Source organism: Deinococcus indicus, assembly GCF_002198095.1.
GTDB lineage: Bacteria > Deinococcota > Deinococci > Deinococcales > Deinococcaceae > Deinococcus > Deinococcus caeni.
Window position 1 is genome coordinate 161,183 of the sequence record NZ_NHMK01000022.1, and the last position, 13,687, is coordinate 174,869.

The window sequence follows — 13,687 nt, forward strand, 5'->3', positions numbered from 1 at the left end:
ACATTCTCGCGGGTAAATTAATTTATGGGACCCGTTAGAGAGTGGTAAGTAGCCGTCAAATAAGGTTATCGCCATGAAATCTATCAACCCTCACCAGTCCCTCCTCCTTCTGATCACCGCCGGGCTCCTCGCGAGCTGCTCACAGTCGGCACCCGCTGCCGCGCAACCGTCCGAAGGGGCCCCGACGGTCACCGTCACGACCGTGGAAGCCGAAACGGCCGAACTGACCACCGACACCCTGGACCTCCAGCCCCAGGGAGTGGTCGAACCCGGCGCCCCCACCGGCGGCGAGGTCATCACCGACCCCAATGCCAGCGGCAGCAAGGCCGTGAACCTGCTCAGCAACGGCAGCACCGTCGCGTTCAAGCTGGGCAGCGCCGTGACCGCCGGACAGCACGAACTGAAACTCCGCGCCCGTGGCGTCCTGTACAACGGCGCCCCCATCGTCACGGTCCGTATCAACGGCAAGGAAGTGGGCCGGGCGACCCTCTCCAGCGCCACCTACAGCGACAGCACGGTCGGCACGTTCCAGCTGACGGCCGGCGACGTCGTCTCCGTCACCTTCATCAACGACGCGTACGGCGGGCCGGGCCGGGACCGCAACGCGGTGATCGACCACCTGATCCTCACGCCCCGCACAGCGACCGCGACGCAGCCGGTCGCGCCGGCACCCGCCCCGACCCCCACCCCTGCTCCGGCGCCCACCCCGACCCCCGTGCCGGGCGACTCGGTCAGCGTGAAGGATTTCGGCGCGCGTGGCGACGGCCGCACCGACGACACGGCCGCCCTGCGCCGCGCCCTCGCCACCCGCGGCAAGAACATTCACTTCCCGGCCGGCACGTACCTCGTCGGCTCGGTCGTGACTGTCGACGGGGCCAGCAGCCAGAAACTGACCGGCGCCGGAGCGATCGTCCAGGCCAGTGCCTCGTTCGTCCGCCAGGGCGACAACGCGGTCCTGTACATCAAGAACGCCCGTGACCTCGTCGTGGACGGCCTGACCGTCACGGGCCACCGCACGGACAGCACCAACTCCAGCGTCGACATTGACGGGGTCCGCATCGCGAGCAGCCAGAACGTCACCCTGCAGAACGCCACGGTCGGCCGCGCCCCCACCAACGGCCTGACCATCGTGTCCTCCCAGAACGTCACGGTCCAGGATTCGAAATTCGCGCACAGCACCCGCCACGGCATCTGGTCTTCCAAGAGCGACAACGTCCGCCTGCTGCGCAACACCGTGCAGGGCAACGGGGCTCCGAACAACCTGACCTACGGCGGCATCGGCATCCTCGCCACGGTCGGCACCGGCTTCCACGCCGAGGGCAACACCATCACCGACATCAGCGACACCGCCACCAAGACCGAGGCCGTCAGCAACGTCACGTACCGCAACAACACCATCCGGACCTTCGGCAAGGACGGCATCAAGGTCATGCCCCATCCGCCGAGCGGCGTCAACGTCGTCAGCAACGCCGTCATCGAGGGCAACACCATCAGCGGCTACAACGGCTGGTCGTACGACGGCAGCGGCAGCATCCTGATGCAGTCCACACTGGGCGGCAGCATCCGCAACAACACCGTCACGGGACCGACCAGCACGAGCGGCACGCAGGACGAGGACGGCATCCGCGTCAACACCTACGGCAGTGGCCCCCGCTCGACCGACATCACCGTGCAGGGCAACCGGATCCGCGGCGTCAAGACCGGCCTGCGCCTCAACGCCGACAAACTGAACGTCACGGACAACCGGGTCGAGGCCAAGACGTACGCGGCCGTCCTGGGCGGCACGAACATCAACCTGACCGGCAACCCGGAACTGACGGGCGGCGCCAACATCACCGTGCTGTTCGACACCGGCACCCAGGCCAACCTGACCGGCAACACCCTGACCGGCCCGGACGTGGGCATCTACGCGGCGAACAGCGGGAACCGGGGCGTCATCTCCCAGAACACCTTCGCCAGCACCTACAAACGCACGGTCGTGGCCGGTTCCGGCGTCACCGTCAACCCCTGAGCGCCAGAGACACCTGACGGAAGTGCCCCCAATGCGGGGCACTTCCGCTGTCCTGTCGCCCGGCCCGGCCAGCCACGCCCGAGCGCCGCATCCGGCCCTGCGCTGCTCATACGGACTCCGGTTGAATGGACTTTGCACCCCATTCAACCGGAGTCCGTATCAGGAGATGATGTCGATCTCGGACATGGAGGTGGAGGCGGATTCGATGCGCTGCTGACGCAGGGTGCCCATCTCGCGTTCGTTCAGGGCGTTCTGGGCCATGACGATGGTCTGGCACAGCAGCAGCAGCGAGGCGCTGACGCTGCTGCTCAGGGCGCGGGTGCCGCCGGCGCTGACGACGACGCCACGCTGGCCGTCCGTGAGGATCAGGACGGTCGGGCCGACGAGCAGCCCGGCGGGGTCCGGTGAGTTCCAGGCGCGGGCGCGGCCGGCCATCAGTTCGGCCCGCCACGCGTCGGTGGCGGGGGCGGAGTCGGCGCTGGGGGCGGCCGCCGTGGTGGTGATGTCAGGCAGGGCCAGGAGGTCCGTGATGGCCTGACGGACCACGTGGCCCTCGTCGCGGGGCAGCGCCGTGAAGCGGGTCACGACGTCTTCCTGGGTGAGTTGCGTGGCCTGCCAGGCCTGCACGGCGCCGATCAGGCTGGGTTCGTTCTGTTCGCTCACGCGGGGTCACCTCTGCTTCCACTATAGCCCAGCGGCGCAGACGCAAAAACCGGCACCCACAGGGGAGTGCCGGTCCGGTATGCGGGAGGGATCAGGCGGGCAGGTCGCGTTTGTTCGCGCGGAGGCTGGCGATCACGGCCACCACGATGAAGCCCGCGCCGATCAGGCCCGTGATGACTTCGGGGATGTGCACGTCGCGGTTCATGCTGATCAGCATGATGATCGCCAGCGCGCCGATGCCGTAGTGCGCGCCGTGTTCCAGGAACCGGTAGGCTTCCAGGGTGCCTTTCTTGACCATCATGATGGTCAGCGAGCGCACGAAGATCGCGCCGATGGTCAGACCGGCGGCGATCAGCACGATGTCGGTCGTCAGGGCGAACGCGCCGATCACGCCGTCGAGGCTGAAGCTGGCGTCCAGGATTTCCAGGTACATGAAAGCGCTGAAGCCGGCGGCCCCGGCCTTGGCGGTCACGTTGTCCGCCTCGAACAGGTTGCCGATGGCGTCCATGACGAGGTAGACCAGCAGGCCGATGAAGCCGGCGCTCAGGGCCTGGAGTTTCTCCTCGGGCGCCACGAAGTACTGCGTGATGACCAGCAGCAGCGTGCCGACGATCACGGCCTGCACGGTGTCCAGCTTGCCGATGCGGGCAAGGACCCCCTCGGTGCGCTGGAGCCAGTGCTCTTCCTTGTCGGGGTCCATGAAGTACTTCAGGAACACCATCATCAGGAACGCGCCGCCGAAGGCGCTGATGGACACGTGCGCCTTTTCCAGCTGCTGGGCGTAGAACTCGGGTTCACCGAAGGCGGCGCGGACCACCTCGATCATGCCCAGGCCCGAGGTCGCGGCCACGATCACGATCGGGAAGATGAAGCGCATGCCGAACACGGCGATCAGGATGCCCCAGGTCAGGAAGCGGCGCTGCCACTTCTCGCTCATGGTGCGCAGGACGCTGGCGTTCACGACGGCGTTGTCGAAGGACAGGCTGACTTCCAGCACGCCCAGCAGCACGGCGATGATCAGGGCGTTGGCGAGGGCCGTCCAGGTGCTGCCCCCACGGACGTACCCGTCCCACGCCGCGACCACGAGGCACACGACGGTGACGAGAATGGAGAAGCCGAAGAACTCACGGAGGGTTTTCATGACCTGTTGAACTCCTGTCGGGGCGCGGACCAGGGTGGTACGGCCCCCGAATGTGGGCGGAAGGGACGGATCAGACGATTCCGGCCGGGGGCGTGAGCGTTCACGGCCGGCCGGAGGTCAGGTCAGCATACTGCGCGGCTGTCAGCGCGAGGGGTGCTGGCCCATGAGGAATCAGGTTGAGTGGCGTGGACAGACCGCTCTATCCGGGCGGAAGCGGAGCCGGGTGCGGACGTGGGCCGCGTCCGGGTTCAGACGGACTGCCGTCTGTTTCGCCGACAGATGGGAACACCACCGATCTGCCCGCTCCACGCCCGGAACCCGTTTTTCTTCTCCTCTGCGGGGCAGCTCTACGAGTCGCATCCGCTCGGATTGAAAGGACTTTGCAACCCTTTCAATCGGAGTCCGTATCAGACGTTCACGCCGTAGTTGCGGGCCATCGGGCCCAGGCCGCCGGCGAAACCCTGCCCAACGGCGCGGAATTTCCATTCGCCGCCGTAGCGGTAGATCTCGCCGAAGATGACGGCCGTCTCGGTGCTGAAGTCCTCGCCCAGGTCGTAGCGGGTGAGTTCCTGGCTGTTGTCCTCGTTCAGGATGCGGATGAATGCGCCGCCCACCTGCCCGAAGTTCTGGCGGCGCGCGTCGGCCTGATCGATGGTGACGGCCACGGCGATCTTCTCGATGTCCGCCGGGATCCTGGTGAGGTCCACGCGGATGCTCTCGTCGTCACCGTCGCCGACGCCCGTGCGGTTGTCGCCGGTGTGTTCGACGCTGCCCTCGGCGCTGCGCAGCTGGTTGTAGAAGATGAAGTCGTGGTCGCCGCGCACGCGTCCGGCGGCGGTCAGCAGGAAGGCGCTGGCGTCCAGGTCGAAGGCCTGACCGTCGGTGCTGCGTGGATCCCAGCCGAGCCCCACGAGGATGCGTTGCAGGTTGGCGTCCTGCTTGCTCAGGGAGATGTTGCCGCCTTTCTGGAGGGAAAGAGCCATGAGGGTACCGTCCTTTGCGTGAGGGGGAAGGGTCTGTACGGATTCGCCCGGCCTGAACGGGCTTTGCAGCCCATTCCGCCGGAGTCCGTCTTACAGGTGGGGGCGGATGTCGGGGAGGTTGTCGGTGTACGTGCGCCCGCGCGAGGAGGTGCCGATGGCCGTCATGGTCCAGTCGTTGCCGCTGCGCTTGAGGCTGGCGAGGATCATGGCGGTGTGGTCGCCCTGCACGCTGAGGTTGAAGCGCGCGATTTCCTTGTCGCCCTGGGTGTTCACGAGGCGGCAGTAGGCGTTGTCGACCTGACTGAAGTTCTGGCCGGTGTAGTTGTTGACGCTGAACACGACGGTCTGCACGCTGGCGGGCAGGCGGGTCAGGTCCACGGTGATGGTCTCGTCGTCGCCGTCACCGGCGCCCGTGCGGTTGTCGCCGCTGTGGCGGACGCTGCCGTCCTTGCTCTGAAGCTGGCGGAACCACACGGCGTCGACCAGCTGGCCGGACGCGTCGAACATCAGGGCGTTCGCGTCGAGGTCCACGTCGACGCTGCCGCCGCCGAAGCCCAGGAAGCCCTTCTTCTTGATGGCGTCCCAGCCGAGGCCCATGCGGACGGTCTGGAGGCTGGGTCCGGCTTCCTTGGCGAGGCTGATCTGCTGGCCTTTTTGCAGTGAGATGGGCATGTCGGTACTCCTTGAGGGGGAATGAGGGAGGGGGGGCGGTCAGGGTGAATCTACCGGATGCGCCGCGCGTGCCGGTGGGCAGGTGCGCCCGGTCCGCGCACGACGGGGGCGCGTGGGCCGGGTCAGCGCAGGATGCCGGCCGCCTGGGCCGAGCGCTGCCAGCTGTCGAGTTCGTTGACCAGCAGCTCGAACAGCTGCGGGTCGGGGGTGGTGATGGGTGCCGGGACGCTGAAGAAGTCGGCGTTGTCGACGGCGCGGCCGCGCAGGTCGTCGAGTTTCTCCAGGAAGTCGAAGTTCACACCGCCCTGGTCGATGCCCATGAACTTCCAGAAGATCGGTTCGCGGGACGAGTCGGTCATCTGGCGGATCACGGCGTCGCGGTTGCTGCTGCCGCCGTCCGTGATGAACAGCACCAGCGTGGGCAGGGTATTCCCGGCGGCGCGGGCGTCCTCGCGGACGAGCTGCATGACCGGGCTGTAGTGCGTGCCGCCCTCCAGTTTCACGTTCAGGCGGTCCACGAAGCCGCGCGCGTTGTCCAGCGAGAGGCTCCCGGCGCGGTGGGCCTTGACCCCGAACAGGTACACGTCCACCAGCCCGTCGTCGTCGAGGCGGGCGGCGAGGGCCAGGGCGCGTTCGGCGAGGTCCTGCACGGCGCCGCTGCGGTACTCGCGGCTCATGCTGCCGCTGATGTCCAGCACGAGGTTCACGCGGTACAGCGCCTCGCCCAGCCCGCGTTTTTCCAGGCTGACGTTCGCGGTCTTGATCAGGTTAACCAGGTGCGGCTGCGTGGCCTGCGCCTTGTCCAGCAGCACCCGCTGACGCTCCTTGCGGAGGTTGACGGGCGCGGCGGGTGCCGGCGGGGTCGGGTCAGAGGCCAGGGCGGGGCTGTCGGCGGCCACCTCGCCCCCGAAGTGCCGCACCAGGGCGTCCAGGCCACCGTCGAAGCCCTGCGCGACCGTCGCCAGCCTCCACGCGCCGCCGTGACGGTAGAAGCGCACCAGCATGACGGCCTTCTCGGCGCGCAGGTGCGGTTTCACGTCGAAGCTCCCGCCGCCCGCAGCGCCGCCCACCGTGACGGTCAGCGTGCCCGCCTGCGCCACCGGTTGAGTGTCGTGTGTGGCGGCCAGCACGACCTCGGTGACACTGGCGGGCAGGGCGTTCAGGTTCAGCGTGAAGGCGGTGCGTTCCCCCTGCCCGGTCAGGCGCACCTCGCCCCCCGGACTGGCGGGCTGGTTGTAGAAGACCATGTAACGGTCGTCGGCCAGCCGCCCGTCCTGAAGGCCGAAGGCGGTCACGTCGGTGCCGGGCAGCGTGCAGTGAACCTGCACGTCCAGCGCCGCCGGGTCCAGGTTCAGGTCCGCCAGGGGCACGCGCTGCCCCGCCTGGAGGGCCGTCACTTGCTGCCCGCCGACCACTGGAATCCGAAGCCGTAGTGCTCGTCGCAGTCCTTGTGTCCGGTGAAGTAGCGTTCTTCCTTGGTGATCTGGATTTCGCCTCCGTGATTCTCGATCTGCGCGATGGCGCAGAAGGTGCGGCGCATGTCCGGGTTGCTGAGGTTCACGCTGATCTCGTTGCCGCGCGGGTCTTTCATGGTCAGCCGGCCGCCCACGCGGGTGAAGTCGCTGGTGCCCTGATAGATAAACGCGAAGATCAGGACTGTGTGGATCAGGTCCGGGCGGTGGATGGTGAGGTTCTCGCCGTCAGTGGCGGCGCCGGTGCGGTCGTCTTTGTCGAGCAGGATGAACGGCTCGAGCCGCTCGGACCCGAAACGGTTCCCGAGCGCCTGGATCACGCCTCGTTCCCCGTCGTTCAGGACATACATGCAGCCCAGGTCCAGGTCGGTGCTGGACCGCAGGAACCCGCCGCCCCGGTTCCAGTTGAGGTTCACGCGGATGGGGTCGCTGCCGCCGCCCTTGCGCAGGGACAGGCGGGCACTCTGGCCAGGTTTGTCCAGCGTGATCTTCTGCAGGCTGACCGGCGGGGTCGGCGGCGCGGCGGGGGGGGCCGGTTCGGCGCGGGGCCGCTCGCGGTTGAAGTTCAGGCCCCCAGGTGCCGGAGCCGGCGCAGCGGACGGTGTGGGAGCCGGGGCCGGCGTGGGTGGCGCGGGTGGGCGCGCGGCGGGCGTGTCGGCCACCTCGCCGCCGTAGTGGCGCACCAGGGCGTCCAGGCCGCCGTTGAAGCCCTGCCCGACCGCCCAGGCGCGCCAGACGTCCTTGTGGTACACGTCGAGCAGCATCACGGCCCGCTGCGCCTGGAAGTCCCGGCCGGTCACGCGGTACGTGGCGACCGGCGCGCCGTCCAGGTGCACGGTCACCTCGGCGTGGTCGATCTGCGCGAAGGTCGCGCCGCCGTCCACCGTGGCGGCCAGACTCAGGCGGCGCACGCTGGCAGGCAGGGCGTTCAGGTCGGCGGTGAAGGTCTTCTCGCCGCGCGCGCCGCCCTGCATGTTCAGCGCGCCCTCGGGCGAGCGGGGCTGGTTGTAGAAGATCATGTAGCGGTCGTCGCTCAGGCGGTCCTGGGCGTCCAGGCCGAACAGGATCAGGTCGTATTCCGGGGCGGGGCCGGTCACGCGGGCCGTGACGCTCAGCGTGGTCCCGGCCCCCAGGTCGGCGAGGCGGGCTTTCTGGCCCGTCTGGAAGGTCAGCATCGGCGGGTCTCCGGGAATCAAGGAGAGCGGAGGGAGAACCGGTGGCGGCCCTCCCTCCGGGGGTGGTCTGGGTGGACGGGCAGACTCATGAACGGGCGAGGAACGCCCCGCCACCGTTCAGGTGTTCAGACGTTCACGCCGAAGTTGCGGGCCAGCGGCGCGAGGCCCCCGGCGTAGCCCTGACCGACCGCGCGGAACTTCCAGTCGGCGCCGTTGCGGTAGACCTCGCCGAAGATCATGGCGGTGTCGGTGCTGGCGTCCTCGGACAGGTCGTAGCGGGCGATCTCGGCGCCGCCGGCCTTGTTCATGATGCGGATGTACGCCTTGCTGACCTGACCGAAGTTCTGGCCACGGGTGTCGGCCTCGTGGATGGTCACGCACACGGCGATCTTGTCCACGTCGGCGGGGACGCCCGCGAGGTTCACTTCGACGGTCTCGTCGTCGCCGTCGCCCTGGCCGGTGGTGTTGTCACCGGCGTGCGTGACGCTGCCGTCACTGCTGGTCTTGTTGTTGTAGAAGATGAAGTCGCTGTCGCTGCGGACCTTGCCGCCGGCGTTCAGCAGGAACACGGTGCCGTCGAGGTCGAACTGCTGACCGTCGGTGGCGCGGGGGTCCCAGCCCAGACCGATGGTGATGGCGCTGAGGCCCGGAGCTTCCTTGGAAAGTGAAACGTTACCGCCTTTGGAAAGTGATACGGCCATGCTGTCCTCCTGGGTGCGGCCCGCGTCTGCGGCGGGCGCGTTGAATGGAATCGGGTGTTCGCGGACGGTGTGCGCTGGGAGCAGGGTGCCTCCCGAGTGTACAGGCCCGCGCTCCGGCCCGCTCCGCCGGAGCGTATCCGGCCGGACCGTGCGGCGCCGCTGATGCTGGCACCACCGACTCTTACGGGATTCTGATGTCCGGAGTTCCCGCCGGACGCGCCAAGCACGAAATCTAAAGCCCAGCTCAAGGTCAGATGTGACGGAGTTGAGACGGACTCCGATGGAATGGGCTGCAAAGCCCGCTGGGTCCGAGCGGACGCGACTCGAAGAGCTGCTCCTCAGAGGCGGAGAAAACGGGTTCCGGGCGTGGACCGACGGTTCCGCTCAGGCGTACAGGGTCTCCAGCCTCACGGCCACGTTCTTCAGGTGGTCGCCCAGCCGCTCGGCGCTGCGCCACCACGCGGCGGCGCTCAGGGCGTCCGGACCGCCGGGGCGGGCAATCAGCTCGGCGGTCGCCGCCTCGAAGCGGGCGTCCACGCGGGCGTCGAGTGCCCGGACCTGCGCGGCCAGCGCTGCGTCGCCCGGCAGGCTCGCGGCGCGCAGCGTGGCGGCCATGCGGGTCAGGTCGCCCAGCGCCAGGGCGCCCTCCGGGCCGGTCAGGTCCGGCGTGCGCGACAGGTGCCGGGCGTAGTCGCCGGCGCGTTCCAGGTCCGGGGTGCTCTGCAGGATCAGCACGGTCAGGCGCAGGTCCCGCGCGACCGGCGCCTGCAACGCCAGCAGCCGCAGGACGCCCTGCACGGCGGCGCGTTCCGCCTCGTCGATCTGCCGGTCGAGCGCCTGCACGTCCTGAACCAGTTGCGCGGGGTCCCGCCGGTCACCCAGCCGGCGCAGCTGCGCGACGAGGTGGTCCTGCATGCTCAGGAAGTGGCCGCGCACGGCGCCGAGCTGCTCGTCGAGGCGGACGGTCACGGCGCCTCAGCCGAAACGGCCGGTGACGTACGCCTCGGTGCGTTCGTCGCGCGGGCTGGTGAAGATCTGGTCGGTCACGCCGTGCTCGACGAGGTCGCCGTTCAGGAAGAAGCTGGTGGTGTCGCTCACGCGGGCCGCCTGGTGCATGTTGTGCGTGACGATCACGATGGTCGTGACCTTCTTCAGGTCGCTCATCAGGTCCTCGATCTTGGCGGTGCTGGCGGGGTCCAGGGCGCTGGTAGGTTCGTCCATCAGCAGGATTTCCGGTTCGACGGCCAGGGCGCGGGCGATGCACAGGCGCTGCTGCTGCCCGCCGCTCAGGCCGGTCGCGGGGGTCTTGAGGCGGTCCTTGACTTCTTCCCAGAGGGCCGCGCCGCGCAGGGAGCGTTCGGCGATCTCCATCAGGCGTTTCTGGTCACGGATGCCGGCGAGTTTCAGGCCGGACACGACGTTGTCGAACACGCTCATGGTGGGGAAGGGGTTGGGTTTCTGGAAGACCATCCCGACGCGGCGGCGCATGTTCACGGGGTCCACGCCGCTGCCGTACACGTCCTGCCCGTCGAGCAGGATGGTGCCCTCGACGCGCGCGCCGGGCGTGAGGTCATGCATGCGGTTGATGGCGCGCAGGAAGGTGGTCTTGCCGCAGCCGCTGGGGCCGATCAGGGCGTTGACGGTGCCGCGCTGCACGTCGAGGTCGACGGCCCTGACGGCCTGCTTGTCGCCGTAGTAGATGTTGACGTTCTTGGCACTGAGGATGGGGGTCATGGGCAGGGCTCCTTGGGTTGTCGGGGGGGGTTACTTGCGGCGGCTGGCGCGGCGGGCCAGCAGGCTGGTCAGGAAGATCAGGGTGATCAGCAGCAGCGCGCCGGCCTTGGCGAGGCGCTGGTTCTCGTCGTAGGCGCTGGTGGCGCCGCGATAGATCTCGAGCGGCAGGGCGCTCATGGGTTTGCTGGGGTCGAGGTTGATGGCGCTGTTGCCGAAGGCGGTGAACAGCAGCGGGGCGGCCTCGCCGGCCACGCGCGCCAGGGCCAGCATCACGCCGGTCACGATCCCGCCGGCGGCGGCGGGCAGGACGATGCGCAGCGTGACCAGCCACTTGGGCAGGCCCAGCGCCAGTCCGGCCTCGCGGACGGTCTGCGGCACAAGCTTCAGGACTTCCTCGGTGGTGCGGACCACGATGGGCATCATCAGGAAACCCAGGGCCATCGAACCGGCGAAGCCCGAGAAGCCGAATTGCAGCACGATCAGGCTGTACACGACCAGACCCATCACGATGGCGGGAATGCCGGCCAGCACGTCGCTGATCATGCGGACGGTCGGCATCAGCGGGTGGCGGGGGTACTCGGAAAGGAAGATCCCGCCGGACACGCCGACGAGCACGCCGATCACGCTGGCCATGGCGAGCATCTGGACGCTGCCCAGGATGGCGTTGGCGAGGCCGCCGCCCGTCTCGCCTTCCGGGGCGGGGACCTTGGTGAAGAAGTCGAGGTTGATGGCGCCCAGGCCCTCGCGGATCAGGTAGAAGAAGATCAGAATCAGGGGCGCGACGACCAGCAGGGTGGCGAGCAGGATCAGGCCGCCCATCAGCATGTTCTGGAACCGGCGGGCGGGGCTCAGGGTGCGCCCGGCGGGCGCGGCGGTGCGGACGGAGGTGGTCACTGGATTCCCTTGGGGGTCAGGCGGGCGATGATCAGGCGAGCGACGTAGTTCACGATGACGCTCAGGAAGAACAGGGTCAGGCCCAGCGTGACGACCGAGGAGCGGTGCAGGGCTTCCTGCGCGTCACCGAACTGGTTGGCGATCACGGAGGCCATGGTGCTGGCCCCGCCGAACAGGCTCTTGAGGACGTCCTGGCTGTCCCCGATGACCATCGCGACGGCCAGCGTCTCGCCGAGCGCACGGCCGAGCGCGAGGATCACGCCGCCCATGATGCCGGCGCGGGCGTACGGCAGGATGGCGCGCGAGATGACTTCCCACTTGGTGGCGCCCAGCGCGTACATCGCCTCGCGCTGCTCCTGCGGGACGAGGCGGATCACGTCACGCGCGACCGAGGCGGTGTACGGCAGGATCATGACGGTCAGGATGATGATCGCCAGCGCCAGCCCGCGCCCGTCGAAGGTGCTGGGCACGAAGAAGCACTGCAGGGTGGTCGAGCCGCTGTCCCAGAGGTTCTTGCAGGAGGTGTACAGCGCCAGCCGGGCGGGGTCCTGGAAGAAGCCCTGCTCCCAGCGGCTCAGGACCGGGGCGATCACGAACAGCGCCCACAGGCCGTACACGACGCTGGGCACGGCGGCCAGCAGTTCGATCAGGTACCCGACCGGGTTGGCCAGCCATTTCGGAGCGTACTCGGCGACGAACAGGGCGCTGGCGATGGCGAGCGGCACGCTGATGGCGAGCGCCACGAGGCTGGTGACCAGGGTGCCGGTGATCATGGCGACCGCGCCGAACACGCCCTCGACGGGGTTCCAGGTGCGCTGCGTGAAGAACTCCAGTCCGAAGCGTTGCAGGGCCGGCCAGGATTCGCTGCCCAGCAGGTAGATGCTGAGCACGAAGACGAGCACGATGACCGAGGCGAGCGCCAGGATCAGGATCTCGAACTGCCGGTCGCTGCGGCTGGACAGCGCGGACGGCGTGGGCGGTCGGGTGGGGCTGGACTGGGTTGGTTCGCTCATGGTTTCGTGACCCCTCCGGGGCGTTTGCCGCTCAGTTCACACGGCGTTCGTCAGCCCCGCGTCAGGCGCGTCGTCCGGGCCGGGCTGATGGGCGTGACGGAACGCGGCGGCCTCCCCCGTTCAGGGAGGGCCGCCGCGTTCACGGTAGGGGTGCGGTGAGGCACCCCGCCGGATTATACGGGTTCCGTCTGTTTCGCCAACAATCCGGAACTTCACCGGATGGCCGGCTCCACGTCCGGAACCCGTGTTGCTCTTACTCGCTTCGCTCCGATTGAATGGGCTGTAAAGCCCATTCAATCGGAGTCCGGATCAGAACTTCTTGCCGTCGAAGGTCATGCTGGCGATGATGGATTTGGCCTTGCTGGCCGCGTTGCTGGGCAGCTTGGAGTAATCCAGCGGCTCGTTGTACTGCTGGCCGGTCGTCACCATCCACGTCAGCAGTTTCTTCAGCGCCTGCGCCTGCGCCAGGGTGCGGTTGCCGTACTTCTGCTCCTGGTAGAAGATCACGTACGTGAAGCTCGCGATCGGGTACGACTCGGGGTTCGCGCTGTTCGTGATGCTCACCCGCGTGTCGGCGGGCATCACGACACCCTTGGCGGCCAGCGCGGCGGGTTCATGGTCGGCCGTGATGAACTTCCCGGCGCGGTTCTGCACGCTCCCGAAGGGCAGTTTGTTCTGCTTGGCGTACACCAGTTCCACGTACCCGATCGCGCCGGGCGTGCTCTTGACCACGCCGGCCACGCCGTCGTTCCCGCGCGCGCCGGTCCCGACCGGCCAGTTCAGGCTGTTGCCGGTGCCGACCTTGCTTTTCCACTCGGTGCTGACCTTGCTCAGGTAGTCGCTGAACACGAACGTCGTGCCGGAGCCGTCGCTGCGGCGAGCGACCGTGATGGGCAGCGGGGGAATGCTGACGCCGGGGTTCAGGGCGGTGATGGCCTTGTCGTTCCAGGTTTTGATCTTGCCGAGGTAGATGTCGGCCAGGACCTTCCCGGTGAACTTGAGGGGCGTGGTGACGCCGGGGAGGTTGTAGGAGGGCACGACGGCGCCGATGGCGGTGGGGACGTGCAGGAGCTTGCCGGGGGCGGCCTTCATGGCGTCGTCGCTCATGGGGTTGTCGCTGCCGGCGAAGTCGACGGTGCGTTCGGTGATCTGTTTCTGGCCGGCGCCGCTGCCGACGCTCTGGTAGTTGACGGTGACGCCGGTGTCGCCCTTGTACTCGGCGAACATC

At 68.2% G+C, this 13,687-nt stretch carries 13 protein-coding genes; 1 reads left to right on the forward strand and 12 read right to left on the reverse strand.

The window, feature by feature from the left end:
* Positions 1–202 precede the first annotated feature (202 nt).
* The gene (locus CBQ26_RS14950; protein ID WP_172418116.1) at positions 203–2,011 is read left to right on the forward strand and encodes a right-handed parallel beta-helix repeat-containing protein; all 1,809 of its coding nucleotides are present in this window, start codon (positions 203–205) and stop codon (positions 2,009–2,011) included.
* Between the two features lie 159 nt (positions 2,012–2,170).
* Here the strand turns inward: CBQ26_RS14950 and CBQ26_RS14955 are convergent, their stop codons facing one another.
* The 12 genes from CBQ26_RS14955 to pstS form a co-directional block, all read right to left on the reverse strand.
* Positions 2,171–2,674, reverse strand: coding sequence for a hypothetical protein (locus CBQ26_RS14955; RefSeq protein ID WP_088249439.1), 504 nt, complete (start codon positions 2,672–2,674; stop codon positions 2,171–2,173).
* A gap of 91 nt (positions 2,675–2,765) precedes the next feature.
* A complete protein-coding gene (locus CBQ26_RS14960; protein ID WP_088249440.1) occupies positions 2,766–3,815 on the reverse strand; it encodes a DUF475 domain-containing protein in 1,050 nt (349 codons plus the stop codon).
* 407 nt (positions 3,816–4,222) lie between these two features.
* Positions 4,223–4,798 (reverse strand): TerD family protein, encoded by a 576-nt coding sequence (locus CBQ26_RS14965; protein ID WP_088249441.1) that lies wholly within the window; start codon positions 4,796–4,798, stop codon positions 4,223–4,225.
* A gap of 90 nt (positions 4,799–4,888) precedes the next feature.
* Positions 4,889–5,470, reverse strand: coding sequence for a TerD family protein (locus tag CBQ26_RS14970; RefSeq protein WP_088249442.1), 582 nt, complete (start codon positions 5,468–5,470; stop codon positions 4,889–4,891).
* 122 nt (positions 5,471–5,592) lie between these two features.
* Complete coding sequence (locus tag CBQ26_RS14975; protein WP_088249454.1) at positions 5,593–6,867, reverse strand: VWA domain-containing protein; 1,275 nt, start codon at positions 6,865–6,867, stop codon at positions 5,593–5,595.
* Entirely contained in the window at positions 6,864–8,117 is a 1,254-nt protein-coding gene (locus CBQ26_RS14980) for a TerD family protein (RefSeq protein ID WP_088249443.1), read from the reverse strand. The genes CBQ26_RS14975 and CBQ26_RS14980 overlap by 4 nt, the downstream gene beginning before the upstream one ends.
* A gap of 125 nt (positions 8,118–8,242) precedes the next feature.
* On the reverse strand, positions 8,243–8,818 hold the full coding sequence (locus tag CBQ26_RS14985; RefSeq protein WP_088249444.1) for a TerD family protein: 576 nt from the start codon (positions 8,816–8,818) through the stop codon (positions 8,243–8,245).
* A 384-nt stretch (positions 8,819–9,202) separates the two neighbouring features.
* A complete protein-coding gene (locus CBQ26_RS14990; RefSeq protein WP_229844158.1) occupies positions 9,203–9,787 on the reverse strand; it encodes a PhoU domain-containing protein in 585 nt (194 codons plus the stop codon).
* A gap of 6 nt (positions 9,788–9,793) precedes the next feature.
* Positions 9,794–10,552 (reverse strand): phosphate ABC transporter ATP-binding protein PstB, encoded by a 759-nt coding sequence (gene pstB / locus CBQ26_RS14995; protein WP_088249445.1) that lies wholly within the window; start codon positions 10,550–10,552, stop codon positions 9,794–9,796.
* Positions 10,553–10,582: 30 nt separating this feature from the next.
* A complete protein-coding gene (pstA, locus tag CBQ26_RS15000) occupies positions 10,583–11,377 on the reverse strand; it encodes a phosphate ABC transporter permease PstA (RefSeq protein WP_088249456.1) in 795 nt (264 codons plus the stop codon).
* 65 nt (positions 11,378–11,442) lie between these two features.
* Positions 11,443–12,459 carry a phosphate ABC transporter permease subunit PstC gene (gene pstC, locus CBQ26_RS15005; protein WP_088249446.1) on the reverse strand — a complete coding sequence of 339 codons (1,017 nt, stop codon included), beginning with the start codon at positions 12,457–12,459 and terminating at the stop codon, positions 11,443–11,445.
* Positions 12,460–12,768: 309 nt separating this feature from the next.
* On the reverse strand, positions 12,769–13,687 hold a 919-nt coding region (gene pstS, locus CBQ26_RS15010; protein ID WP_088249447.1), incomplete at its 5' end, for a phosphate ABC transporter substrate-binding protein PstS.